This window comes from Microcoleus sp. S28C3, assembly GCF_036700785.1.
In the GTDB taxonomy this organism is placed as follows: domain Bacteria; phylum Cyanobacteriota; class Cyanobacteriia; order Cyanobacteriales; family Microcoleaceae; genus Microcoleus; species Microcoleus asticus.
Window position 1 is genome coordinate 65,897 of sequence record NZ_JAUBPO010000012.1, and the last position, 23,839, is coordinate 89,735.

The following is a 23,839-nucleotide window of genomic DNA, read 5'->3' on the forward strand; positions in this document are numbered from 1 at the left end:
GTTCCCCAGCTCTGCCTGGGAATCGATACCCAGAGACTCTGCCTCGCAAGTCTCAGACTCGCGGGAGGCAGAGCCTGAGAACAAGAAAAAACCTGAAAAATATTCTTTAAGATTTGTTACAATACACAAAACTTCATACTTTCCCCAACACTGGATGACCTTTTTCAACGCCTCCGAACCCCTAATCCGCTGCAAACAGGAACATCTCGACGTACAAGACCGCGAAGGCCTGTTGCAAGTCCGCTGGCAAATTGGAAATATTACTCTTTTCTCAGGACTTTATACCCGCATTGACCAAACTTTTCTGCTTTGGGGTTTGGTGACAGGGGGGATTTTTTTCACCGCTCAGTTTGTCCCCATCAGTTGGAGCTTTCAGGCGATTTTGTGGTCAACTTTGACTCTAATTGGCACTGCGGTAATGGCTGTTTTGACTTTGTTTTGGGTAAGAGTCGAGCGAGTTAGCTGGATTCTTTACTCTTGGGCGATTTTGATGATAACTGGTTTGGTTCTGACCGATTGCAGTATTTTTGCCGGTTGGGGAAGTTTGTTGCTGCACCTTTGCGATTTGTGGTTGGGGTTGAGCGCGATCGGCTATTTTTGTACGGGACTCGGTTTGCGATCGCGCACTTTTCTCCTGATCGGACTAACTCATTTATTTAGCATTCCTCTATTAACATTAGTTGCACCTTGGCAATATCTAACCACAGGCATAATTATGGCCGGCTGTTTGTTGTTATTGTCCGAATTGCAGTGGGATATGCGATTGCCGATCGACAATAATTTGCTAAGCGAAGAACAAAAAGAATTTAACCGAATTCAACAGCAACTGCGACAGAGTGGCGCGATTGTATCCAAATAAATCAAAATTGTAAAGAATTCTGTACAACAGCTAACACTTTCCACAAATCGCACACAATAGTAAAGATACAGCATAAATAAAAAACAAACTTTAACCAGAACAGGTGTTTTGCTGTTTTACCTGTGAGTCGCCAACCTCAGGAGAACGGTGTCAGGGAGGCGACTGGTTAAGAATGCTGTACTTGCGACGATAAAAGTTAATTCCGGTTAAGAGTAGTTGTTAAAACAAAAAAAGTGGTGCAGGGTTTTTACCGTTTCCCCTGCTTCGCAGTCTTTGAGGAGAGGCGAAACCCTCTACTAGAACAGCCTGACGAGATTGACACAGGTTTTGACAGTTGCTCAGGCCGATTTTTAAGTTCAGTGTTTAAGAAAATTGAGAAAATGCTCGCTGAGGAGCCTTGCAGGACTTAGGATTAAATAAGTCCTGCTTTAGTGTGGGAAATTTAAGTTCGGTTTTACTCTGAGGTGCGTTTTCGCAAAATCTCCCTTACTTCCATTAAAATCTGTCCCAACCTATTTTTGCCGCTGCCATCTTTGCCGCAACCCCAATAGTAATCACTAGGAGCATTTTCGACTATTTCCTCATCGCCAGTAGCTAGTAAAATTTCTTTAATTTCGGGATGAGTTTCAAATTTGCGGAGTACGGCTTTTCCCATGATATCATCTTTTACTTCTTCCCAATCTTTGCGGAGGGGACGAGAGCGATCGCGTCCCATTTTTGCTGCATCTTTCGGTGTTTTTGCTTGGCGAATTTGGTCGCAGTCAGCCGTTGCGGGAAACTTTTGTGCTTGAAAATAATGCTCAGTAGTTGGCCAATATTCTCCGTCTAACTCGAATCCATGACTGGAAAAATTAGAAAAACAGCCGTATTCGCTGCCAGTGGTGTAGAAGTAGATAGTCATAATGTCTCCGATTTCAACCGCCCTAATAATCTTGGTCGATCGTCAGCTTTACCTCTGTTGATTCTCCACTATCTTCAACCGCAAATCAATATTTTCAAGATAGGAACCGATGTAAGACAGCAGGGCGTAGATGAATACGAGTACCCCTAACATTTCCAAAATTTCTTCAACAGAAGCCATCAAACCGTAGATCAAGTTTCGCTGACCTACCGCATCTGCATAATAGCCACAAACCATTTCCATGCCAAGTGCTCCACCGACATATATACTGCCTGCCAGTAAAAAGAAATCCCTTGTTTTCCGGGGTAGGTGCAGGAAAAACTTCAGATAAGCCAGCCCAATAACCCCAACAAAAATAGCCCCCGGAATTACCCAAATGAAGTAAAAAAGTCCCCCTAAATGCAGTGCCTTTCGCAAGTCGTTAATAATTAATATTTCGTGCAAACTCAAAATTTCATCTAAAGATAAAAATACAAAGATGAATCCCAGCGTTTTCCAGTGTCGAAAATACCGATCGCCCTGCTTCTTCTTAGCACTAGCAATAATACCTAGCAAAATCGCGCAAAACAGCAAAGTAAATGACGAGTACCACGAAGGATAATTTATTTCTCTGTCTAAATTAAACAAATTAATCCAGCGTTCTTGATAGTTAAAACCGTACCGCAGAACTTGTACGATGCAACCAGCAACAGCAAAGAAGAGCACCCAAATGCTGAGAGAGAAAGCAACTCTCTTCGGCGAAACAGAAATCAGGAATTTCATCAAGTTTTTGATAAACTAGAACAAGCAAAATCAAACTATAAAGTAAAAAGTTACAAATCGCAAGAGCGGCGCAATCCGCCACCTCGGATTTTTATTTACAAAAAATTACCAATCACTGACAATGCACCTTCAAATTGAAACCTTCACTGTCCGCAAGCGGTTTGCCCTTACCATCAGCCGCGGTACAACAGCCCAAAGTACCAATTTATGGGTGAAGCTAGAACACGAAGGCATCGAAGGCTGGGGAGAAGCTTCGCCGTTTTCCACAGGTTCTCGGCCCCAAACTACCGAAATTCTGCTAGCCGCATTGCAGGAGGTTGCACCGCTGCTAGAAAAGTTTACTCCGTTCGATCGCCAAAAAATCGCACAAGTATTAACTGAGGTCAACTTACCCTCAGCCGCCCGCGCCGGCATCGACATGGCAATGCACGACTGGCTGGGCAAAAAAGCAGGCTTGCCGCTGTGGAAAATGTGGGGATTAGATCGATCGCGCATCGTCCCCACCTCCGTCACAATCGGCATTAATTCGCCGTCTGGTGCAAGAGAAAGAGTGCGCGATTGGTTTGGCAAAGATGCGACAGATCCAAAAAGCATCAAATACCGCGCCGTTAAGGTTAAATTAGGAAATCCCGCAGGAATCGAAGCCGACAAAGCTATGTTAATAGCAGTGCTAGACGAAGCACCAGCTAACCTTAAAATCAGTGTAGATGCTAACGGCGGTTGGAGTTTAAGCAGCGCGATCGAAATGTGTCGCTGGCTGGAAAAATACCAGATAAATTATGTAGAACAGCCGCTTTCACCCGTTGCAGATATGGAGGAATTCTCCGAACTGTACGGTCAATCGCCCCTGCCTATTTTTGCTGATGAAAGTTGCTTTAATAGTTTTGATATACCCAAGTTAGCGCACTGCGTCCACGGCATCAATATCAAAATGATGAAGTCAGGCGGATTGACCGAAGCAATGCGGATGATTCACACAGCAAAAGCCTGCAATTTGCAAGTAATGTTCGGCTGCTATTCAGATAGCGCGATCGCAAATACAGCAGCCGCACAACTTTCACCGCTAGCTGACTGTTTGGATTTGGACAGTCACTTAAATTTATTAGACGATCCTTTCACCGGTGCGATCGTCGAAAATGGGTGTTTGCTGCCAAACGCGCGATCGGGATTGGGAGTGCGGCGAATTGAGATTGTAGAATAGAAGTATCGCTCAAAACAAATCTGGAGATACTATGATGCCAGTGGAATCAATAGGAGAGCAAATTGATAGAGAAGCCAAGCTTTTCTTTGAAGAACACAAGCCGCCGACTGATTTAATTTTTGATGATGGTGCAGAAATGGAAAGCAACCGCCACCGTATAGCAATGACCGTTTTAATCCGTTCCGTAGAACAAGGTTTAGCTAACCGGAACGATTTTTTTGTCGGTGGCAATATGTTTATTTATTACAGCGCTAAACAGATTCGGAATCAGGATTTCCGAGGTCCGGATTTTTTCGCTGTGTTGGGTGTTGACAGCAATAATTCCCGACAAGGCTGGGTAGTTTGGGAAGAAAACGGACGTTACCCGGATGTCATTGTGGAACTGCTGTCGCCGTCAACGGCAAATCAGGATACAGGCAAAAAAAAGGATATTTACGAGCAGGTTTTTAGAACTCCTGATTACTTTGTTTTCGATCCTTTCGAGCCTAATTCTTTGCAAGGATGGCGTTTAGATGCCACCCTGCGCTATCAGCCGTTAGTGCCCAACGAGCGGGGTTGGCTGTGGTGCGAAACGTTAGGTTTTTGGTTGGGTACTTGGCAAGGAATTGTCGATCGAGAAACAGCAACTTGGGTGCGTTTTTTCGATGAATCTGGCAATTTAGTTCTGTTGCCGGAGGAAGCCGCTCAACAGCAAGCAGAATTCGCTCAACAGCAAGCGGAACAGGAACGCCAGCGAGCCTCGCGACTAGAGGCCAGATTGCGAGAATTGGGAGAAGATCCGAATGCTTTGAACGAGTAATCCCAAATCACAGCTAACACCCAATCGATTTTAGATTTTAGATTTTAGATTTTAGATTTTAGATTTTAGATTTTAAATAGAAGCTAAAATCTAAAATCGCCCGTCTCAAAAGTGAACCAATGACTAAAAACTATCCGCTCAAAAATGGCAAAGTTGCCATCCTGCTGCACGAAGGAATTCTCGGCCATTCCGGCAAAACAGGTTTAGCATTTTTGCGCTACAGCGAAGCACAAATTGTAGCAGTAATAGACCGCCAATGTGCCGCACAATCTTTACCTGAATTAACGGGCATTCCTCAACAAGTACCGATAGTTGCTTCCGTTGCAGAAGCACTGCAATTTGCGCCGGATATTCTGCTAATTGGTATCGCTACTTCTGGCGGTTTTTTGCCTGCGGAATGGCTGCCAGAAATTAACCAAGCGGTAGCAGCAGGTTTGTCAGTTGTCAACGGTTTGCACGCGAAACTTTCACCTTTGATAACAGTTCCGTTAACCGAAAATCAATGGATTTGGGACGTGCGTCAGGAACCGGAAAACATAGGGGCGATCGCCTCTGCTGCTGCTGCTCAATTAAGTTGTCGCCGCGTATTAACTGTCGGCACAGATATGAGCGTCGGCAAAATGTCAACCAGTCTGGAACTCAATCGCACTTGCTTGCGACGGGGTTTGCGTTCCAAATTTTTAGCAACGGGACAAACTGGTTTAATGATCGGAAATGAAGGCCTTCCTTTGGATGCAGTGCGAGTTGATTTCGCCGCCGGTGCTGTCGAACAAATGGCGATAAAATTGGGTTCTGAATGCGATATTCTGCACGTAGAAGGGCAAGGTTCGCTATTGCATCCGGGTTCGACGGCGACTCTGCCCCTGTTGCGGGGTTCGCAGCCAACTCACTTAATTTTAGCGCACCGAGCCGGACAAACTAACATTCGCCATCACCCGCACGTATCGATTCCTAAATTATCAAAAGTGGTTGAATTGTACGAAATAGTTGCCGCTGCTGCCGGTGCTTTTGCAGGGGGAAAAGTGAGCGCGATCGCCCTCAATACTCATCACTTAAATGAGGCAGATGCGCTGTTAGCAATAGCTGAAGTTGAAGCAGAAACGGGATTGCCTTGTACCGATTCCGTAAGGTTTGGCGCGGAGGTTTTATGGGAGGCGATCGACAGTTGATATGCTACAATACGTACCAACTAATAAATAACTAGATAAAACTATGACACAAAGCATTCAAGCAAAAACACTGACCCTGCTAGATGTCGAAACAAAATTTAATTTTCAACTTTGTGAAAACGAGCAATTCTTCCGGGAGTGGATTGACGATTTACCGGTAATTAGCGATGACAAAAAGCGAGCGCTCGACAACGTAAAAGCAGGTTATATCAACAGTGTCAAGTACGCGATGCTGCAAGATACGGTAAAAATGGTGGTACTGGCTCCCTTGCTATTTTTAGCAGATTTCTACTTGACTCCCTTTCACATAGAGGCAGAAAAATCAGTAGAACTGACTATTGAAGATGGAGATACAATTGTCTGGGGTAGCATCGATGTCCTGCTATTGCTGAAATCTTTTTGGGTAGTTGCGATCGAAGCCAAACGATCTCAATATTCTGTTGAAGCTGGGCTTCCTCAGTTACTATTTTATATGCTGAATGACCCCAGCTCAGAACCAGTAACATTTGGGCTTCTGACAAATGGTAGCAGCTTTCGATTTATCAAAATGACTAAACGAGACACACCGCAGTATGCCGTCTCTAAACTTTTTGATATTGCGAATCCCGGAAATGAAATTTACGAAGTCTTTCGCATTTTGAAGCGATTAGCTGGTATAATTTTCAATTACAGCACTTCAACTTGAATACAAAATATGGAACAAGATTCTGAAAATAACAATAAATTCAGTAAAGCTCACTTTGACTTTAATAATTTGCCCCAACTCACCAACCCTTGGCGACAGCTAAATCTGCAAGGAGTAGCTTTAGGTTTGATTCGCTTGCCGGCTGGCGAGGGCTATACCTTTACTCACAGCCACGCAGAACAAGAAGAAGTTTATATTGTAGTTGAAGGCAAGGGCTTGATGGTTGTAGATGGGGAACTATTGACACTTGAGGGCGGCGATATTGTGAGAGTTTCTCCTGCTGCAAAGAGAGCATTAAAAGCTGCTGACAATACAGCTTTATTTGCAATCTGTACTGGAGGATTGGTCGCAGGTTATCCCAAGCAACCCAACGCGCGCTATTTGATAGATGATGGAATTCCCGATTATGACGATGTTCCGCCTTGGTATGAGGGAAATCCCGAAATTGCCGAGAGAAATGCACGGTTAAAAAAAAGGATGTTGAAAGCCCAAGCCAAACGAGACAGCCAACAGGAATCATCATGAATGAAAGTTCTTTTTCGTTGCCGCCACAATGCGTCCTCCGTCCAGCCTCAGATCGAGATATCAAATCAATTAGAAAGTTAGTGTGGAGCGCCAAACTCGATCCAACTCAGTTGCGCTGGGAGCAATTCTGGGTCATCGAATGCGAGGGAAAATTGGCAGCTTGCGGACAGTTGCGGAACTTTGCGGGCGCGCAAGAATTGGGGAGTTTGGTGGTGGCGAAAGATTGGCGCGATCGAGGTTTGGGAAGCTACCTCACAAAATATTTAATTCAACAAGCTACAGAACCGCTATATTTAGAATGTTTGGGAAAGCGACTCGCATCATTTTATACTCGCTTTGGCTTCGTAGAAGTTTCCGTACAAGAATTGCCGCAGTCGCTTAAATTCAAGTTCGGTTTGTCTCAATTAGCTAAAACTTTATTCAAAATTCCTGTAACAATTATGCAGTATCAAGCAGGTTGTCTATAATTATGACTTTTATGAATTTAAGATTCTGAATTTATGAATGGATTTTAAGTTCGACCTGTTCAATAATTGGATAACAGGGTGCGATCGAGCTCCATCGATCAAAAACTCCTACCGCCTCGTGATATCTGCGTCAATCTCGATCGCCTATTTTCTATTCCTAAATAGGTAGGTAAAAATCAACATCGCATGAGGAGGGCGGGTTAGTGCCCAACTTTACTTGCTTGTATCACAGATCCGCTTACGGGCCCCTAATGGCGCACCGGTTGTCAGAAACCGGGTTTTTAGGGCTTTGGTGCATAAGTTACAGACTAGATATTTATGGATATTCCGGATGGGGCGATCGAGAATGCGTAAGTTCATAATTCACCGTTCGCGGTAGTCCAGTTGGCTAAATTGGCACAGCTACAAGCGCGATCTGTAGGCAAAAACCTTTGCAAAATCGTTGCTGGCAGGTGGAAAAGTGTCATGTGCCAGTACCAGACTCGGAAAGTGGACTGGCGATCGCCCCAAAGATATTCGACTCCTGGCAAATTAGTAAGTGTAAAGCAAGTGAGTCACAACCCAATCAAAAAAATCAACCCAAAAATTCCACCCAAAAATAAAACATTTTCACAGCAGCAGTAATGCGGAATCAGACAATCTCTAATGTAGCTAACAACATCTACCCTTGAGGCAAATCCCACCAACGGCTCAACAACTAAATCCTTAATTCAATACCTCGGAATTACTGGATTTAGACTCCCCGCAACCGCTTCTCAAATCCCCTCAACATTTCAAAAATTTTTTGCTTTTTATCCTGATAAAACCACGGAAGGCAAGAACAATGAAATATCAGGTAATCAATCAATCTCAACCGAGTAAATGCAGCCTTTCAAATAGCATCAACACACAATTACACATCCATATATTTTAACACAACAGGAGTAAATATCATGTTCAACGTAGTAAAAGCTTTCGGCTCGATTTTCTCCACCCAAGGATACAGCACAGCTAACAATATGCTAATCAAAAATTACATCAACACCAATTTTAACTACTTCAACGAAGAAGCAGTCGTTGATGAATCGATTTACCCGAATCAAACAGGTCGCGTCCGCTTCCAAGGTAGCTGGTGGCCCGCACGGTGCGATCGCCAAATTACCCTCACACCGGGAGACACGGTTTATGTCATCGGCGTTGACAACATCACTCTGTTAGTTTCTCTCGCTCCCGCCGACTAAATCAGAGCATGAACGACCTGGTAATCAATTTCAACCAGGAAATGCTACTTTTCAAATAGCTTGAAATAGGCGATTAAACTTCGATATATATTAACACAAAAGGAGTCAGGAAAATGTTTAACGTAGTAAAAGCTTTCGGTTCAATTTTTTCTCCTCACACCTACAGCACAGGAAACAATCTATTAATGGATAACTACATCAACACCAATTTTAACTACTTCAACGAAGAAGCAGTCGTTGATGAATCGATTTACCCGAATCAAACAGGTCGCGTCCGCTTCCAAGGTAGCTGGTGGCCCGCACGGTGCGATCGCCAAATCACGCTCACACCGGGAGACACGGTTTATGTCATCGGCGTTGACAACATCACTCTGTTAGTTTCCCTCGCTCCCGCAGACTAAACTAGAAAGTAATCTCAACTTTTTGACTGTCAGAACCCCGACTTCTTGAATAAGTCGGGGTTCTGACTATTCTGTTTTTTAGTGGCAATTTGGCGATCGCTTCCACTCAACACCTGACGCAAGACAGCAATATCTGCCTCTGTTTATTTGCAAGTAGAAATATGGCAGATCGCGCTACAATAAAATGGCATTTTTGAGAGCTTGTTTGTTGAGGCGATCGCCGAGTTGAGATTCGCTACTTTCTCGGGTGACTGCTGCTTTTTCTGATGCCTTAGCGAACCGTGCCAAGAGAGGAACAACCATGACACAAGAACCGATTATGCGAGAAATCGATTTTTAGGCTGGGCAACATTTTATGCTATTGTCAAACTTGATTTTTACAGGAAATTTCGTATAAAATGGTCGATAACAAAGATACTATAGAAGTGCCTTTACGACCTCTTGTTTGGATGGGAGACTCTCGCAAAAATATCCGCGAGTTTCCTGAAGAGGTACAAAAAGCGGTAGGTTATGCGCTACAACTGGTGCAAGCTGGGGAAACACCTTTGTCAGCCAAGCCCTTTAAAGGGGTGGAAAGCGGTGTGTATGAAATCGTCAAACGTTACGATACGGATACTTACAGGGCGGTTTATGCTGTCAAGATTGGTGACAAAATTTATGTGTTGCACGCTTTTCAGAAGAAATCAAAGCAAGGGATTAAAACCCCACAGGCTGATGTTGACTTAATTAAAAAACGCTATCAAGACGCACTAGCGAGGGAGGAACAATTATGACAGAAGAAACTATTTTTGAAGAAAGCAGCGGTAATGTATTTGCTGACCTTGGATTGGCAGATGCTGACGAACTTTTTGCGCGGGGTAAAATCGGAATTCAGGTACTTCGTCTGTTGAAACAGCGCAACTTGGAACAGCGTGAAATGAGCGAATTACTGGGCATTCCACAACCAGAAGTCTCTCATTTAATGAACGGAGAGTTTCAACGGTTCAGCGAGGGAAAACTACTGCTTTTCCTCAAGCGACTCGATACGGAAATTACTTTACATCTTCGCCCTCGTCATGAAGGAAATCAATCTGCTGAAATTGCGATATCGCTATAGGACTTTGGGGAACCGATCGCCCTGTTGAATTTTTTCGCAAAGGCGATCGGGGATTTCTAGCTTTTATCTATTTCACTCTCCTCATCTTTCTGCAACGCAGCCAAGATTTGAAAGCACAGCCGAAGCAGAAAGAGCAGAAATCCTGCTTGGGGATTGAGCCAGGTTGCAACACCCACTACAGTAAACTCGATTACTTTGAGCCATTTTTTCTTATTTGAACTCTTCATGTTGGTCATCTTCGTTGAAACTCTCAACAATCTGCCAAATGCAAGAGAGGAGGCTGGTTTTAGATACGATCGCCTACCGCTCAGGTTATGTACAAGTTTGTCCAAGTTACGATCGCGTCGCTAGAATTGGGGAAAGCTGGAACCACTACATGACAGAACGTACCGGGCGATGTCTCAGGTTATCGCCAACTCAACTGAAAAACGCGGACAGCGCATTAGCAAAATTTGGTAGCAAATCCGATTTGGCTGCTGAATTAAAGATGTCGCGTACTACCATCAACAAATTTTTCAAAGGTGAACCTGTTCAGCGCCAGCAGTTTCTTTGCATCTGCAAAAAGCTCAAACTGAAATGGGAACCCGATGATGAACTCGTTCAGCAGAAAGGTAAACCACCGAGTTCACTCTCAGATCCGCCTGCAGAGAGCGAGAAAGATGACATTGATGCGTTAGTTCAGCAGGTACGATCGCGCCTCCACGATGACATCCAACGGTTGCACGGCACTATGCCGCTTTGGGGGATCGATCGTTGCGTGCCGTTGGGTGACTTGTTTGTGGATGTCAATATTCTGGAGGAACTCAGTAGTAGTCGTAAATCGGAATTGGATGACTTGTGGCAGGACTTCAGCCAAAATCGCAGCTACCGCAGTTTCGATCGCATTGGTTTGGGCAAAGAGCGAAAACGGGTATCAGGTTTAGAGGTGCTGGCGAAGAATGCGAACCTGATGGTAGTGGGCAAACCGGGTTCGGGAAAGACCACGTATTTGCAGCGAGTGGTGATGGAGTGCAACGCAGGTAATTTACAAGCGCACCGGATTCCCGTTTTGATTAAACTGCGAGATTTTGTCGAGGATGGGCGTGAGGTTGCCTACTCGGTAGAGCGTTATCTAGAACGGTGCTGGCGGTTATCGGATGCCGAAACTCAATTGGCGTTAGATCGAGGCCGAGTGCTGGTATTGCTGGATGGGTTGGATGAGGTGACGGGAGAAGATGGGAAGAACATCGCCAAGGAAATCAAGCGGTTTGCTCGCACTTATCCGCAGGTGCAGGTAATTGTGACCTGTCGAACGCAGAGTCAGGAATCGCGGTTTGAGCGGTTTGATTATGTGGAGGTGGCGGATTTTAATGAAACGCAGGCGCGGGCTTTTGCCCAACATTGGTATAAGGCAGTGATGGGGGATGAGTCGGGGGGACTGGCAAAAGCGGAGGAGTTTCTGTGGCTGCTCTTTTTGGAGGAGAATAAGTCGATTCGGGAGTTAGCAATTACGCCGATTTTGCTGAGTTTGACTTGTGCGGTGTTTCACCAGACGGGGAAGTTTTACTCGAAGCGTTCCAAACTTTATGAAGAGGGGTTGGAGTTGCTGCTGGAGCAGTGGGACAAGTCGCGGGAGATTGAGCGGGATGAGATTTATCGCGATTTGTCAGTAGAGCGAAAGCTAGAATTATTGAGCTTTCTGGCAGTGAAGAAGTTTGAAAAAGAGCAATATGTGCTATTTGAGCAGGCAGAAATTGAGGAGTATATTGCGGAGTTTTTGGGGATTGGGCAGCGGGATAGTCGGGCGGTGTTGAAGGCGATGGAAGCGCAGCATGGATTGTTGATTGAGCGATCGCAAAAAATATGGTCTTTTTCGCATCTAACTTTTCAAGAATATTGTACTGCTTACTCCTTTGCAAAGATTCATAGTCGTGGCTCAGAAGGCAAAGTAACATTGCAAGCACTAGCTCATCATGTTAATGAGAATCAATGGAAAGAAGTATTTTTTTTGACTACAGAAATGTTGGATGATGCCAGTATTCTAATATTGAACATGGAATCAGCAGTCCAAAAATTGAGCGTCGTTGGTAAACTTACGGCTTGGTTGAACTGGGCACATTCCTCCACAAATAAGGCAACAGGAAATTTTAAACCGGTTATAAAAAGATTGATAGCTATGTACATTGCTTGTGCATTGCATCCTGATTGTATCCATAATATGGATCTGGATCAGTGTATAAATTACCTTTCAAGTTTGATAAAAAAGATAAACCATTCTGACCAAATAAATGAGGTATTGAAAAAGTTAGACACCCTATGTGGCAGCCGTTCTCGTCCTCAGAAGAAAGTTATTTATTTGGCTCAAGAAATTGTGCCTCTCATTCAGGAATTAGTAATTTTTACTGTGGATTTTGAACTTTTAAAAAAAAATCTTCAGATGTTAGAAATTGAAACTCCAAAAATTGAGATAGTTTATGACCAAAAAGAATCATACAATGTACTTATAGGCTTTGTAGATCAGGTTTTACAAGTATGGGCTGAAAGTTTAAGTCTTCAGCAAGAATGGGAATCAATGTTGAGAACCGAAGCTGAATTATCGAATTATCTGTATGCAAACGAAATGGTAATAGCTTGTAAAGAAAGGGCTGTAAAAATCTCGCTAAAAACATGGGAATCAGTTCTTGAGAGAATGTTACTACCGATCGCCGAAATCGAAAAACGCAAACAGGAAAAAGCAGAGTAGGGCAATTCGCTATAAATCCTGTCTTATCTAATTTCGGCAGGGTTTATTTGAATAAACCGTGCCTTGAGTATGCTTAAATAAGCTTAGACACTCGCTAAGCATATTTAAACCAGTGAACTTTCAATCAGTCATTGCAACTTTGAATCAATTCTGGAGCGATCGAGGCTGCCTGATCGCCCAATCCTACGACACAGAAAAAGGTGCAGGAACCATGAATCCCCACACCTTTCTCAGAGCAATCGGCCCCGAACCTTGGTCAGTCGCCTACATCGAACCCTGTCGCCGCCCCACCGACGGACGCTACGGCGAAAATCCCAACCGCTTCCAACATTACTATCAATATCAAGTTTTAATTAAACCCTCTCCTCCCAACATCCAAGACATCTATTTAGACTCCCTCAGAGCATTAGGAATTCGCCCTGAAGACCACGACATTCGTTTCGTAGAAGACAACTGGGAATCGCCCACTCTCGGAGCTTGGGGCGTCGGCTGGGAAGTCTGGCTCGACGGCATGGAAATCACCCAATTTACCTACTTTCAACAGTGCGGTAGCATTGACTGTCGCCCCGTCTCCATTGAAATTACCTACGGACTAGAACGCCTAGCAATGTATCTCCAAGAAGTCGATGCCATGACGAAAATTCAGTGGAAAGATGGCATCACTTACGGCGACGTTCACCTGCAAGGAGAAATAGAACAGTGTACTTATAACTTTGAAGCTTCCAATCCCGAATTGCTGTTTACTCTATTTGGATTGTACGAGCAAGAAGCCGAACAATTGACAAAAAAAGGATTGGTTTTACCGAGCCTTGATTATGTGTTAAAATGTTCTCACACTTTCAATTTACTCGACGCTAGAGGTGTGATTTCGGTAACGGAAAGAACCCGGTATATCACCAAAATTCGCAATTTGGCGCGGCGAGTGGCTCAGCTTTATTTGGAACAGCGCGAAAAGCTGGGTTTTCCTTTAGAAAAAGCTGTAAAAGTTTGAGTTTGAGTTGGATTGTGGGGCGGGCATCTTGCCTGCCTTCAGAACAGGCAAGATGCCCGTTCCACAAAGAGTGAGTTGGATTGGGGGGCGGGCATCTTGCCTGCTTCAAGAACGGGCAAGATGCCCGTTCCACGAAGGCCATATTTTTAATTAATTAAATGCCTAATTATTCGGAAAATAATACAGAAACAAATCCTCAACTGCGAATTGATAATGTTAGTTTAAAAACACCGATCGCCTCAAGTCATTTGTTGGAAAATATATCGTTTCAGGTAGACAAGGGATCTCGCGTGGCAATTGTTGGCCCTTCAGGTGCGGGGAAAACAACGCTGTTGCGGTTGCTAAATCGGCTCAGCAGTCCGACCAGCGGCTCGATTTATCTGGAAAATACAGAATATCGCCAAATACCTGCGATCGAACTCCGCAGACAAATCACCCTCATTCTGCAAGAATCGAAGCTTTTGGGAATGTCGGTGCGAGAAGCATTGGCTTATCCTTTGAAGCTGCGGGGCGTGACTGCATCAAACATTGCAGAGAGAATTAGCGGGGCGATCGAACAACTGCACATACCCCAAGAATGGCTCGATCGCACCGAATTCCAGCTTTCCACAGGCCAAAAACAGCTCGTGGCGATCGCCCGCGGCATCATTCTACAACCAAAAATCTTGCTTTTAGACGAACCAACATCCGCCCTAGACGCCGGAAAAGCCGCCCATCTTTTGCAAGTATTGACACAGCTAACCAACGGCCAAACCACAATTTTAATGGTCAACCACCAATTAGAATTATCCGAGCAATTTAGCACAAGAGTCCTGCATTTACAGCGCGGAAAACTCCTCGAAAACTCGCCCTCCGATCAAATAAATTGGGTGCAACTGCGGCAAAATTTAATCAAAGCAGAAGCAGAAGCCCAACAAGAATGGTGAACATTAGTAGGGTTCGCAATGTCTACCCTACCAACTGCCACCCCAAAACATAATCAATGAGCGCCCCCACCACCAGCACCCGGTTTCACCTTTTTAAAACCCAAAATAGCAATCCCACTTAACAACAAAGCAATTCCCACAAAGTAAAAACAATCATTAAAAGCCATGACATAAGCTTCGCGGCGCACAAGATTATCAATTGCCTGAATTGCTTGGTTATGCGCCACACTTGCATCAGCACCGCGACTCACAAAATACTGAGTCATTTGATTTATTCTCTCCTGCGTTGCCTGATTGTACAAAGAAACAGATTCCCCTAATCGATTCGAGTGAAATTGCTCGCGCATCGTCACCAAAGTTCCTAGGGCCGCAATCCCCATCGAACCTCCCATATTTCGCATCATATTAAACAAACCCGAAGCAGAACCTGCCTCGTGTTTCTCCATACCAGCAGTGGCAATTGTTGACAGCGGCACCATAATCAAAGGCTGTCCCATTGCTCGCACTAATTGCGACCAACGCAACTGATCGATGCCCGTCTCGTGAGTCATGCTGGCATTCATAAAACAACTCACCGCAAACAAACTCACACCGATGCCAATCATCACCCGTATATCGATTCGCTGCATCAATTTCGGCACCATCGGCACGAGGAATAACTGCGGCACGCCACCCCACATAATCACCTCGCCAATTTGCATGGCATTGTACTGCTGAATCTGACCTAAATACAGGGGCAAAATGAACACCGAACCGTACAATCCCACCCCCAAAGAAACATTCACAACAGTTGCTAAAGCGAAATTGCGGCGACTCAATAATCGTAGGTTAATAAACGGTTTTTTTCTAGTTAGTTCAATCCAGAAAAAAGCGCTGATAAATATGGCAGAAACTATGCTTAAACGCAAAACCAAATCAGAACTAAACCAGTCTTTGCGGCTGCCTTCTTCTAACACAACTTGCAGGGAACCCAGGCCGATCGCCATTGATAGAATTCCCCACCAGTCGCCCCCTTTTAGCAGTTCGAGCCGCATCGGCGTCGGGGCGACGGCATACCACACACCTGTTAGCAGCAGCAGCCCCGGAAGCAAATTTAAATAAAAGACATATTGCCAGCCATAATTCTCCGTCAGCCAGCCTCCCAATGTCGGCCCGATGGATGGTGCAAAAGTAGCTGTCAGGGCAAACATCGCCATGCCGACTGGTTGCTTTTTGGGCGGCAAATTTGTTAGCAAAAACGTAAAAGCCATCGGAATTAAAATCCCACCAGTCAATCCCTGGAAACCTCGAAAAACAATCATTGAAGTCAAATCCCACGCCCAAGCGCAGCACATGGAAAAGAATACAAAGAAAGCGGCATTTACCAAGATGTAGCGGCGGACTGAAAACACCTGCGATAGCCAACCCGTCAGCGGAATTACGACTATTTCTGCGACTAGATAAGAGGTGGAAATCCAAGAACCTTCTTCTAAAGTTGCGCCTAAAGCTGCTTGAATATCTTTCAGAGAAGCGTTGGTGATTTGGATGTCCAAAACCGCCATGAAAGCGCCGATCATTGTTGCCATGACGCCGATCCAGGTTTTTAAGGGAACTCGATCGTCGCTATGCTGTGGAATTGCACTTGTATTTGCCATTGGTTTAACCTCTGGTTGCGTAATTAATTTGGATGTTTTAACCGCAGAGGGCCCAGAGGGCGCAGAGAAATAGAAGAGACAAGTTTACAAATTGTTGAGGATTGCTAGAGATACAGTCAGATATTAGCTTTGGGAATCTTGTTTAATGTTGGCATTTGTGATTTGACGCTAAATCCCTACTGCGAAATTAAACCCATTTTTTGATACAGTGGTCGGATTATGTTTTTTAAAGCTGGCAACTGTTTGGTAAAAACTACCGAGCCTAAAATACAAATTATACCTCCAATGATGACTGTATAGGGAGCGCCGATATAACTTGCCAATCCCCCGGCAACTAAATTCCCAAAGGGTGTCACTCCAAAAAATGCCATCGTGTATATGCTCATCACTCTTCCGCGTTTGTCGTCTTCCACAATTGTTTGCAAAAATGTGTTTCCTCCTGCAAATTGGATAATGAAACCAAAGCCAACGAACAACATCATGATTAATGACAGCCACAAGACGCGGGACAAACCAAAACCTATTAGTCCGAATCCCATAATTGCCGGTGAAATCGCAATCCACTTGCCGAGGCCAACTATAGTTGTGCGCGAAATCAAATAAATCGCTCCCGTAAAGGCTCCGACTCCCGAAGCAGCCATCAAAAATCCGAGAGTTTGGGCGTCGCCGTGCAGGAGTTTGGTGGCAAAAATTGGGACTAAAACTGTGTGCGACATTCCGGCCAAACTGACTAATGATAATAGCAGTAAAATTGCTCGAATTGGGGGAAACCCGAAGGCATAAACGAATCCTTCTTTTAATCTTTGTAAGGGTTTGGTATTAGTTGCTGCAATTTTACGGGCTTTGATCTGCATCGCTAATAAGCCTGCAATTACAGCAATGTAGCTGAGTCCGTCAATGAGAAAGCAATAACTTGCGCCGACTGTAGCTATCAGCAAACCTGCCATTGCTGGGCCGATTAGTCTGGCTGCGTTGAACATCGAAGCATTAATGGCGATCGCATTTGCTAAATCTTCTTTCTTTTCCACGAGTTCGGGCACAAAAGCTTGCCGTGCCGGCGCGTCAAAGGCATTAATTGCACCTTGAAAGAAACTCAGTACCACGATCTGCCAAATGTTCACGACTCCTGTTAGCGCTAAAAATGCTAGCGCTAAGGATTGAACCATCGCTAATATTTGAGTGGCAATTATGACTCGGTGGCGGTTCCAGCGATCGATTAAAACTCCTGCAAAAGGCAGTAAAATTAATGTGGGGATTTGACTTGTAAATCCGACCACGCCGAGCATCCAAGGTGAATCGCTCAAATTGTAGACAAGCCAAACAGTAGCGACTTGCGTCATCCAATTGCCAATCAGTGAGATGCTTTGTCCTGCAAAAAACAGGCGATAATTTCTCGATCGCAGCGCTGGCGGAAGTTTTATTGTTTTGATTTTTGCTAGTAGATTCATGCAAGAGTACGGCTAGAACAATCCTATTGGATTTGTCAATATTTTTTAGGGGTAGTTTCCCCGCGCCCTTGGTGTCAAATTAAGACTAAAACCCTCTGTTTCTCTTGTTTGTATCGAACTGCGAGATACCCCTAGCCCCTCTTAATAAGGGGGGAATAATATTGCGATATTTCGTCCTCCTTCTTAAGGGGGATTTAGGGAGATATAGACTCGACTACAAGCGACATTTATTATGGGTTTCAATCTTAAGTTGAAACAAATGGCACGGCGGGATTGTCCCTAAACTCATTTTACCGATCGTTTAGGATTGCTATATGAGCCGGAGGTTCTATTTTTCGGTTCTCCAAAACCAGGAAACGAGCATTTTACGATCGCAACCTGATGGCGCTGCTTCTAATCAATGCTCAACAGCCAAGTACCCAGGTAGCGCAGCAAGGGAACGTCCCCAGGGGTGCGGATGCGGACGTTGAAATGGTACATTCCGCCGGGAGATGGGTTTCTGACGTTGGAGAGTACAACCTCAACATTGTTGCCGGCAGCAATTGGTTCTGCGGGATAAATTTCTATGAAACGATTTTCTTTGTCCCAGATTACTTCTTGCAATTGGATTGTTTTGTCTTTGACGCGCACTTTAATGTCTTTTTGGTCGAATTCGCCTTTGTAGTAGTCTGGATAGGATATGTTGAGTTGGGCGATCGCCAGACTTACTTTTTTGGAAGGAATTCGCAGCCGATATCTATCGCCGCTCATCCCCGCTTTGCCGTAATCCAAGCGATAGTTTAATTGGTTGGCGCGCTCGGGGCCGCCGAAAATCGTGAATCCTGGCATGGACTGGGCTAAACTGATGGCGGGCAACCCAGCCACCAAGCAACCTGTAACCGCTAGTGCTGAAAATAATCGTCGCATAACAACTCCTCTAATTAAACTCTTGGTGAACCTTAAATATCGATCGCCCGAAATTTGCGATCGTGCCTACAATATATCGAATGTCTCAGCAATTTGATGAGGGCGATCCGATTTTAGATTTTAGATTTTAGATTTTAGATTTTAGATTTACTTCCGTCTGCTTTGAGAATGAATCTGGGGGCTGGTTAGAACCCGAGGCTTTTCTGTGCCTCCATCCTAAGTCTGCGAAACGCTGAATCTGGGAACCTCGGAACAAATTGCTCGATCGTCAATTATTTTTTGCGTAATACTGATAACTGACATTCAAACTACAGAACTAGCAGACAGAATATTATATCATAATCGGTTGCAAACTTAACAATTTAGCGAATTTGAATGTATAAGATAAGTTAAAGATACGGCTCGAATTTGGGCGATCGGCTTTACTATCAACGAGAGAAGTTTAGGGCAACGGCGGCTCAAATGTAAAGCAAGGCATCTGGCGGTGAAAAATCGCAATTCAAGAAACCTGCGGAGGCAGGTTTTGTCTGTGTAGGAGCGGTTTCAACCGCCCTGGGAAGGCTTAAATAAGGAGAGTTCATGAAATTAGCGATCGCAAAAGAAATAGAAGCAGGCGAACGCCGGGTGGCTTTAGTACCCGACGCTGTGGCCCGATTGGTAAAACAAGGCGTCGAAGTTTGGCTGGAAGCCGGCGCGGGGGCAAAATCCTTTTTCTCGGATCTTGCTTACGAAGAAGCGGGAGCTCAGGTTGTCGCCGATACCGCTAAGCTGTGGGGCGAAGCCGATGTCGTCGTGAAAATCGGGGCGCTGCAAGAATCAGAAGTTCATCAACTCCGGGAAGGAGGCGTTTTCATCGGATTTTTGAATCCTCTGGGAGATCCAGCTTTAGTGCAGCGTTTAGCCGATCGCAAAGTAACGGCATTCAGCATGGAAATGATCCCGCGCACCAGCCGCGCTCAAAGCATGGATGCGCTGTCATCTCAGGCTAACGTCGCCGGTTACAAAGCGGTACTGATCGCAGCAGCAGCTTTGCCGAAATATTTCCCAATGCTGACAACGGCGGCGGGTACGATTCGCCCCGCGAAAGTCTTGGTAATGGGCGTGGGCGTTGCTGGCTTGCAGGCGATCGCCACGGCGCGCCGTTTGGGTGCAGTAGTCGAAGCCTTCGACATCCGCCCGGAAACAAAAGAACAAGTGCAAAGTTTGGGCGCTAAATTCCTTGATGTCGAACTCAAGGAAGAAACCGTCGCCGCCGGAGGCTACGCTAAAGAGCTATCAGAAGCAGCCACAGAATACACCCGCCAAGTGCTCACCCAACACGTCAGCGCTTCCGATGCAGTGATTACAACCGCTCAAGTTCCCGGCAGAAAAGCACCTATTTTAGTTACTAGAGAAATGGTTTCTCAAATGAAGCCCGGATCGGTAATTGTTGACCTCGCGGCCGAACAAGGCGGCAATTGCGAATGTTCTGAAGCGGGGAAAGATGTTGAATGGAACGGCGTTAATGTCATCGGCCCGATTAATGTGCCCTCGTCGATGCCGGTACACGCTAGCGAAACTTACTCGAAGAATATCTCGGCTTTACTTCAGTTGATGGTGAAAGATAAAGAACTCAATTTGGATTTTGAAGACGATATCATTTCTGGTGCTTGCGTTGCCCGCGACGGTGAGATTAGCAACCAGCGAGTTCGCGATGCTTTGACGGCTGAGGCTTCAGCAGTCAATAGTTAGGAGTCATTATACGGAACCTAAATCATAATGTCTATCGTTACAATGCAGAGCATTGTAATGTACTCCAGGAGGCTCTGCCTCCAGTCTATACCGGAGGCAGACCCTCCCATGAATGCTTTCCCAGCCAGGAGGCTGGGAACCAGTCCATGACAAATTACCAATTTCCAATTACCAATTACCAATTGTTATGGCAGAAGGATTGATTGCAGGTTTAGTGGTGTTTACTCTGGCGTCGTTTGTAGGATTTGAAGTAATCAATAAAGTCCCGCCGACGCTGCACACACCTTTGATGTCGGGATCGAATGCGATTTCTGGAATAGCAGTTTTAGGTGCAATTCTGATTTCTGGTCAAGGCAATGTGACTGTTACTTCGATTTTGGGGACGATCGCGATCGCCCTGGCCACAATTAACGTTGTTGGCGGTTTCTTAGTAACCGATCGAATGCTGCAAATGTTCAAGAAAAAAGAGGTTAAAGCGTGAGCGATTTTCTGCCCAGTGGCATTCAACTAGGTTATTTAGTTGCGGCATCTTTATTTATTGTCGGTTTGAAACAGTTGGGTTCCCCTGCAACTGCCCGTCAAGGGAATGTGTTAGCTGCGATCGGGATGTTAATTGCGATCGTCGGTACGTTGCTGGAAAAGCAAGTAGTCAGCTACGAATTGATTGCTGTCGGAATTATCGTCGGTTCCATTTTGGGAACGATTATGGCGAATACCGTGGCGATGACGGATATGCCGCAGATGGTGGGTTTGCTTAACGGTTTTGGGGGCGCGGCTTCTGCACTCGTTGCTGTGGGCGAATTCTGGCGCTATCTCAGCATCCCGGAATCGCCTGCGCCTGATGCGACAATCACGATCCTTTTGGGTGTGCTGATCGGCGGAATTACTTTCACTGGTAGCCTTGTGGCGTTTGCGAAACTGCAAGAATTGCTGCCGGGTGCGCCAATGACGTTTCCGCTGCAACAGCCGTTTAATGCCATGCTGGCGATCGCACTTTTAGCCGGCAGCGGTTATATGCTGACGAATCCCGAAAATGTGCCGGTATTCCTCGGTTTGGTGGCGATTTCCAATATTCTGGGAATCATGTTTGTGCTACCGATTGGCGGCGGCGATATGCCGGTGGTGGTGTCGCTGCTTAACTCTTATTCGGGGATTGCGGCGAGTGTGGCTGGGTTCATTTTGATGAACAATATGCTGATTATCGCTGGTGCATTGGTGGGCGCGTCGGGGATTATTTTGACGCAAATCATGTGCAAGGCGATGAATCGATCCTTGGGTAGCGTGCTGTTTAGCGCGTTTGGTAGCGGTGGCGGTAGTGCTGGGGCTGCTGCTGGGGCTGCTGGTGCTACTGACAAAACTGTTCGCAGCATCAATCTCGAAGAAAGTGCGATGATGTTGGGTTATGCGCGATCGGTTGTAATTATTCCCGGTTACGGAATGGCTGTAGCGCAAGCACAGCACGCCGTGCGCGAGTTAGCCGACGGTTTGGAAAAAATGGGTGTTGACGTGAAATACGCAATTCACCCGGTGGCTGGGCGGATGCCGGGGCACATGAATGTGCTCTTAGCGGAAGCAAACGTGCCTTATCCGCAGTTGTACGATATGGACGATATCAATCCGCAGTTTGACGAAACTGATGTTGCTTTGGTAATCGGGGCTAACGATGTGGTGAATCCGGCGGCGCGTCACGATACGGCGAGCCCGATTTACGGGATGCCGATTTTGGAGGTTGATAAGGCTAAGCATACGATCGTAATCAAGCGCGGGATGAGTGCTGGTTTTTCCGGTGTAGATAATGAGTTGTTCTACAAGGATAAGACGATGATGTTGTTTGGTAGCGCTAAGGATGTGGTTGCCAAATTGGTTTCTGAGGTGAAGCAGTTGTAGGATTTTTCAACCGCAGATGAAGGCGGATTAACGCGGATTAACGCTGATAATTAAACCCGGTTTCTTGGATGAACCGGGTTTTTGTTTGGATTTAGTTTTGATATTAATATTCTTCAGTCGGCGGAGGCTGACTTCGTTTGTATAGTCGCGATTTCAATCGCCGAGTATCAACCGATTCTTTACTTCAGAAGGATCTGCTGTCTCAAAAAATAGTTCTAGCGCCTCGATCAGATTTCGTCGCGCTTCTTCTATATTGTCACCTTGGCTGGCAATATCAAGTTCTGGGCAAAGTGATACATATCCCTCGCCTTCTCGTTCAATGATTGCTGTAAACTGTTGTGTTGACTTCACAATTTGAAGTGGCGGACTGCCAAGCTCAAATAATTATAGTTTTACTTGATATCATATCGCATCGATCGCTCTTTTGTGGAGAGGGCGATCGCCCTATACAATGCTAGCTTGGTTTAAATAGTCACGGGCGATCGGTGCTAGTCAAATATACCTGCGATCGGAGATTTTTTAAATATAATGAAATCGTAAAGAATTAATAGAACTGCAAAAATTGTACTAACCTTAGAGCTAAAGTCAATTAAATTAAAAAAATTTCAACTATGTCAGATAAACCTTTTAATATCCGCCAACTAAATGGCCTAGATTATGACGAAGCAGAACCCCTCCTGGAAGATTATCAGGAAACGCTAATCGAGCTATTTGTCAATTCTACCGAAGGAGAAGAATACTGTAAAACTTATCCAGACGTTGGATTTTGGATTTCGCAGTTCATTTATTACGGTTTCGGCTATGAAGGTTTTACGCTGCCTCGCATGAAAGTGGAAGATGTGGCAACTGTAGTCGAAGAGTTGTTTCCCAGGAAAGTGAGTTTGCTTTCGCCGGAAGAAGGTGAAAATGCTATCCCGGAATTATTGGCGTTCTGGCAATTTTTGAAGCGAGAATTTAAACTGCGAAATGCCACTTCAATTATCAAATACCTGCGGGATATCGAGCCGAAATTTAAGGAGATTATGGAAGATTCCTCTAAATTTGGATTTGCCAAATCCTTTGTAACGCTCGGTCATCAAGCAGGGTTTGATATGAGTACGGGGGAAGGTCTAACACAATTTCAGGAGATATATAATGCTAGCATTGCTCCTATAATTGCAGCTAAAAACTCCGATACATCGGGATTTTCCAGCAAACCGATAAGTGGTAGTGCTGTCAATGGATCTAAACCAAGTAAAGAAAAACAAAAAAAAGCAAAAAATACGGCGGCTGAATCGAGAAAACGCAACCGCACTAAGAAAAAATGAGGTTTAGCAAATATCTATCCTCACTTCACTCTTCTTCTGATTCTTCTCAGCATCTTGTTAGCTTCTTCGATCCCGCGAAACTTCCAAACTAATAAATAACACATCAAACAAAACCCGAAAATTCCTAAGGAATGAAAATTTAATAACACAAGCAAGGTATAATAAACAAATGAGTGAATATCAATGTACTTGACATTTCATT

26 protein-coding genes are annotated in these 23,839 nt (G+C 45.0%); 18 read left to right on the plus strand and 8 right to left on the minus strand.

Annotated elements, in window-relative coordinates; translation table 11 throughout:
* The first annotated feature begins 154 nt into the window (after nt 1–154).
* The gene (locus QUA13_RS05940) at nt 155–859 is read left to right on the plus strand and encodes a hypothetical protein (RefSeq protein ID WP_333197359.1); all 705 of its coding nucleotides are present in this window, start codon (nt 155–157) and stop codon (nt 857–859) included.
* 454 nt (nt 860–1,313) lie between these two features.
* On the opposite strand, the gene QUA13_RS05945 is transcribed toward QUA13_RS05940, so the two are convergent.
* Nucleotides 1,314–1,760, minus strand: a complete 447-nt coding sequence (locus tag QUA13_RS05945; protein WP_333190801.1) for an NADAR family protein — start codon at nt 1,758–1,760, stop codon at nt 1,314–1,316.
* Between the two features lie 48 nt (nt 1,761–1,808).
* A complete protein-coding gene (locus QUA13_RS05950; protein ID WP_333197360.1) occupies nt 1,809–2,522 on the minus strand; it encodes a hypothetical protein in 714 nt (237 codons plus the stop codon).
* Between the two features lie 121 nt (nt 2,523–2,643).
* On the opposite strand from QUA13_RS05950, the gene QUA13_RS05955 reads away from it, so the two are divergent.
* From QUA13_RS05955 to QUA13_RS05990, 8 genes are all read left to right on the plus strand, one after another.
* Nucleotides 2,644–3,723, plus strand: coding sequence for a dipeptide epimerase (locus tag QUA13_RS05955; RefSeq protein ID WP_333197361.1), 1,080 nt, complete (start codon nt 2,644–2,646; stop codon nt 3,721–3,723).
* Between the two features lie 31 nt (nt 3,724–3,754).
* Nucleotides 3,755–4,522: a Uma2 family endonuclease gene (locus tag QUA13_RS05960; RefSeq protein ID WP_445242682.1), complete on the plus strand. Its 768-nt coding sequence runs from the start codon at nt 3,755–3,757 to the stop codon at nt 4,520–4,522.
* 119 nt (nt 4,523–4,641) lie between these two features.
* Complete coding sequence (locus QUA13_RS05965; RefSeq protein ID WP_333197364.1) at nt 4,642–5,691, plus strand: DUF1611 domain-containing protein; 1,050 nt, start codon at nt 4,642–4,644, stop codon at nt 5,689–5,691.
* A gap of 43 nt (nt 5,692–5,734) precedes the next feature.
* Entirely contained in the window at nt 5,735–6,376 is a 642-nt protein-coding gene (locus tag QUA13_RS05970) for a type I restriction endonuclease (protein WP_333197365.1), read from the plus strand.
* Nucleotides 6,377–6,385: 9 nt separating this feature from the next.
* Complete coding sequence (locus QUA13_RS05975) at nt 6,386–6,901, plus strand: cupin domain-containing protein (RefSeq protein ID WP_333197368.1); 516 nt, start codon at nt 6,386–6,388, stop codon at nt 6,899–6,901.
* Nucleotides 6,898–7,368, plus strand: coding sequence for a GNAT family N-acetyltransferase (locus QUA13_RS05980; protein WP_333197370.1), 471 nt, complete (start codon nt 6,898–6,900; stop codon nt 7,366–7,368). Before QUA13_RS05975 ends, QUA13_RS05980 begins: the two co-directional genes overlap by 4 nt.
* 932 nt (nt 7,369–8,300) lie before the next feature.
* The gene (locus QUA13_RS05985; protein WP_172191372.1) at nt 8,301–8,588 is read left to right on the plus strand and encodes an NfeD family protein; all 288 of its coding nucleotides are present in this window, start codon (nt 8,301–8,303) and stop codon (nt 8,586–8,588) included.
* A 113-nt stretch (nt 8,589–8,701) separates the two neighbouring features.
* Nucleotides 8,702–8,989 carry an NfeD family protein gene (locus QUA13_RS05990; RefSeq protein ID WP_333190795.1) on the plus strand — a complete coding sequence of 96 codons (288 nt, stop codon included), beginning with the start codon at nt 8,702–8,704 and terminating at the stop codon, nt 8,987–8,989.
* A 174-nt stretch (nt 8,990–9,163) separates the two neighbouring features.
* On the opposite strand, the gene QUA13_RS05995 is transcribed toward QUA13_RS05990, so the two are convergent.
* A complete protein-coding gene (locus tag QUA13_RS05995) occupies nt 9,164–9,292 on the minus strand; it encodes a hypothetical protein (RefSeq protein WP_333197373.1) in 129 nt (42 codons plus the stop codon).
* A gap of 95 nt (nt 9,293–9,387) precedes the next feature.
* On the opposite strand from QUA13_RS05995, the gene QUA13_RS06000 reads away from it, so the two are divergent.
* Both QUA13_RS06000 and QUA13_RS06005 read left to right on the plus strand, forming a co-directional pair.
* Complete coding sequence (locus QUA13_RS06000; protein WP_106150423.1) at nt 9,388–9,762, plus strand: type II toxin-antitoxin system RelE/ParE family toxin; 375 nt, start codon at nt 9,388–9,390, stop codon at nt 9,760–9,762.
* Entirely contained in the window at nt 9,759–10,085 is a 327-nt protein-coding gene (locus QUA13_RS06005) for an XRE family transcriptional regulator (protein WP_333197375.1), read from the plus strand. Before QUA13_RS06000 ends, QUA13_RS06005 begins: the two co-directional genes overlap by 4 nt.
* 56 nt (nt 10,086–10,141) lie before the next feature.
* On the opposite strand, the gene QUA13_RS06010 is transcribed toward QUA13_RS06005, so the two are convergent.
* Nucleotides 10,142–10,312, minus strand: coding sequence for a hypothetical protein (locus QUA13_RS06010; RefSeq protein WP_333197377.1), 171 nt, complete (start codon nt 10,310–10,312; stop codon nt 10,142–10,144).
* A 38-nt stretch (nt 10,313–10,350) separates the two neighbouring features.
* On the opposite strand from QUA13_RS06010, the gene QUA13_RS06015 reads away from it, so the two are divergent.
* The 3 genes from QUA13_RS06015 to QUA13_RS06025 all read left to right on the plus strand — a co-directional run bounded on the left by QUA13_RS06015 (nt 10,351) and on the right by QUA13_RS06025 (nt 14,724).
* Complete coding sequence (locus QUA13_RS06015) at nt 10,351–12,807, plus strand: NACHT domain-containing protein (protein WP_333197378.1); 2,457 nt, start codon at nt 10,351–10,353, stop codon at nt 12,805–12,807.
* Nucleotides 12,808–12,919: 112 nt separating this feature from the next.
* Complete coding sequence (gene glyQ / locus QUA13_RS06020; protein ID WP_333098032.1) at nt 12,920–13,798, plus strand: glycine--tRNA ligase subunit alpha; 879 nt, start codon at nt 12,920–12,922, stop codon at nt 13,796–13,798.
* Between the two features lie 158 nt (nt 13,799–13,956).
* Nucleotides 13,957–14,724 carry an ATP-binding cassette domain-containing protein gene (locus QUA13_RS06025; RefSeq protein ID WP_333197379.1) on the plus strand — a complete coding sequence of 256 codons (768 nt, stop codon included), beginning with the start codon at nt 13,957–13,959 and terminating at the stop codon, nt 14,722–14,724.
* 53 nt (nt 14,725–14,777) lie between these two features.
* Here QUA13_RS06025 and QUA13_RS06030 read toward each other — a convergent pair whose 3' ends face one another.
* From QUA13_RS06030 to QUA13_RS06040, 3 genes are all read right to left on the minus strand, one after another.
* A complete protein-coding gene (locus QUA13_RS06030) occupies nt 14,778–16,358 on the minus strand; it encodes a DHA2 family efflux MFS transporter permease subunit (protein ID WP_333197380.1) in 1,581 nt (526 codons plus the stop codon).
* 176 nt (nt 16,359–16,534) lie between these two features.
* Nucleotides 16,535–17,806, minus strand: a complete 1,272-nt coding sequence (locus tag QUA13_RS06035; RefSeq protein ID WP_333197381.1) for an MFS transporter — start codon at nt 17,804–17,806, stop codon at nt 16,535–16,537.
* A 393-nt stretch (nt 17,807–18,199) separates the two neighbouring features.
* Nucleotides 18,200–18,712 carry a DUF2808 domain-containing protein gene (locus QUA13_RS06040; protein WP_333190786.1) on the minus strand — a complete coding sequence of 171 codons (513 nt, stop codon included), beginning with the start codon at nt 18,710–18,712 and terminating at the stop codon, nt 18,200–18,202.
* 579 nt (nt 18,713–19,291) lie between these two features.
* On the opposite strand from QUA13_RS06040, the gene QUA13_RS06045 reads away from it, so the two are divergent.
* The 3 genes from QUA13_RS06045 (at nt 19,292) to QUA13_RS06055 (ending at nt 22,330) form a co-directional block, all read left to right on the plus strand.
* The gene (locus QUA13_RS06045) at nt 19,292–20,443 is read left to right on the plus strand and encodes a Re/Si-specific NAD(P)(+) transhydrogenase subunit alpha (RefSeq protein ID WP_333190785.1); all 1,152 of its coding nucleotides are present in this window, start codon (nt 19,292–19,294) and stop codon (nt 20,441–20,443) included.
* A 187-nt stretch (nt 20,444–20,630) separates the two neighbouring features.
* Nucleotides 20,631–20,924 (plus strand): NAD(P) transhydrogenase subunit alpha, encoded by a 294-nt coding sequence (locus QUA13_RS06050; RefSeq protein WP_006633295.1) that lies wholly within the window; start codon nt 20,631–20,633, stop codon nt 20,922–20,924.
* The gene (locus QUA13_RS06055) at nt 20,921–22,330 is read left to right on the plus strand and encodes an NAD(P)(+) transhydrogenase (Re/Si-specific) subunit beta (RefSeq protein WP_333197383.1); all 1,410 of its coding nucleotides are present in this window, start codon (nt 20,921–20,923) and stop codon (nt 22,328–22,330) included. The genes QUA13_RS06050 and QUA13_RS06055 overlap by 4 nt, the downstream gene beginning before the upstream one ends.
* 153 nt (nt 22,331–22,483) lie before the next feature.
* Here QUA13_RS06055 and QUA13_RS06060 read toward each other — a convergent pair whose 3' ends face one another.
* Entirely contained in the window at nt 22,484–22,681 is a 198-nt protein-coding gene (locus tag QUA13_RS06060; protein ID WP_333197385.1) for a type II toxin-antitoxin system HicB family antitoxin, read from the minus strand.
* Nucleotides 22,682–22,941: 260 nt separating this feature from the next.
* Between QUA13_RS06060 and QUA13_RS06065 the strand changes: the two genes are divergently transcribed.
* Nucleotides 22,942–23,637, plus strand: a complete 696-nt coding sequence (locus tag QUA13_RS06065) for a hypothetical protein (protein WP_333197389.1) — start codon at nt 22,942–22,944, stop codon at nt 23,635–23,637.
* Nucleotides 23,638–23,839: the final 202 nt, after the last annotated feature.

Coding starts and splice junctions, on each gene's coding strand:
- QUA13_RS05940 (WP_333197359.1), top strand. CDS start 155: ATGACCTTTTTCAACGCCTCCGAACCCCTAATCCGCTGCAAACAGGAA.
- QUA13_RS05945 (WP_333190801.1), bottom strand. CDS start 1,760: ATGACTATCTACTTCTACACCACTGGCAGCGAATACGGCTGTTTTTCT.
- QUA13_RS05950 (WP_333197360.1), bottom strand. CDS start 2,522: ATGAAATTCCTGATTTCTGTTTCGCCGAAGAGAGTTGCTTTCTCTCTC.
- QUA13_RS05955 (WP_333197361.1), top strand. CDS start 2,644: ATGCACCTTCAAATTGAAACCTTCACTGTCCGCAAGCGGTTTGCCCTT.
- QUA13_RS05960 (WP_445242682.1), top strand. CDS start 3,755: ATGATGCCAGTGGAATCAATAGGAGAGCAAATTGATAGAGAAGCCAAG.
- QUA13_RS05965 (WP_333197364.1), top strand. CDS start 4,642: ATGACTAAAAACTATCCGCTCAAAAATGGCAAAGTTGCCATCCTGCTG.
- QUA13_RS05970 (WP_333197365.1), top strand. CDS start 5,735: ATGACACAAAGCATTCAAGCAAAAACACTGACCCTGCTAGATGTCGAA.
- QUA13_RS05975 (WP_333197368.1), top strand. CDS start 6,386: ATGGAACAAGATTCTGAAAATAACAATAAATTCAGTAAAGCTCACTTT.
- QUA13_RS05980 (WP_333197370.1), top strand. CDS start 6,898: ATGAATGAAAGTTCTTTTTCGTTGCCGCCACAATGCGTCCTCCGTCCA.
- QUA13_RS05985 (WP_172191372.1), top strand. CDS start 8,301: ATGTTCAACGTAGTAAAAGCTTTCGGCTCGATTTTCTCCACCCAAGGA.
- QUA13_RS05990 (WP_333190795.1), top strand. CDS start 8,702: ATGTTTAACGTAGTAAAAGCTTTCGGTTCAATTTTTTCTCCTCACACC.
- QUA13_RS05995 (WP_333197373.1), bottom strand. CDS start 9,292: ATGGTTGTTCCTCTCTTGGCACGGTTCGCTAAGGCATCAGAAAAAGCA.
- QUA13_RS06000 (WP_106150423.1), top strand. CDS start 9,388: ATGGTCGATAACAAAGATACTATAGAAGTGCCTTTACGACCTCTTGTT.
- QUA13_RS06005 (WP_333197375.1), top strand. CDS start 9,759: ATGACAGAAGAAACTATTTTTGAAGAAAGCAGCGGTAATGTATTTGCT.
- QUA13_RS06010 (WP_333197377.1), bottom strand. CDS start 10,312: ATGAAGAGTTCAAATAAGAAAAAATGGCTCAAAGTAATCGAGTTTACT.
- QUA13_RS06015 (WP_333197378.1), top strand. CDS start 10,351: ATGCAAGAGAGGAGGCTGGTTTTAGATACGATCGCCTACCGCTCAGGT.
- QUA13_RS06025 (WP_333197379.1), top strand. CDS start 13,957: ATGCCTAATTATTCGGAAAATAATACAGAAACAAATCCTCAACTGCGA.
- QUA13_RS06030 (WP_333197380.1), bottom strand. CDS start 16,358: ATGGCAAATACAAGTGCAATTCCACAGCATAGCGACGATCGAGTTCCC.
- QUA13_RS06035 (WP_333197381.1), bottom strand. CDS start 17,806: ATGAATCTACTAGCAAAAATCAAAACAATAAAACTTCCGCCAGCGCTG.
- QUA13_RS06040 (WP_333190786.1), bottom strand. CDS start 18,712: ATGCGACGATTATTTTCAGCACTAGCGGTTACAGGTTGCTTGGTGGCT.
- QUA13_RS06045 (WP_333190785.1), top strand. CDS start 19,292: ATGAAATTAGCGATCGCAAAAGAAATAGAAGCAGGCGAACGCCGGGTG.
- QUA13_RS06050 (WP_006633295.1), top strand. CDS start 20,631: ATGGCAGAAGGATTGATTGCAGGTTTAGTGGTGTTTACTCTGGCGTCG.
- QUA13_RS06065 (WP_333197389.1), top strand. CDS start 22,942: ATGTCAGATAAACCTTTTAATATCCGCCAACTAAATGGCCTAGATTAT.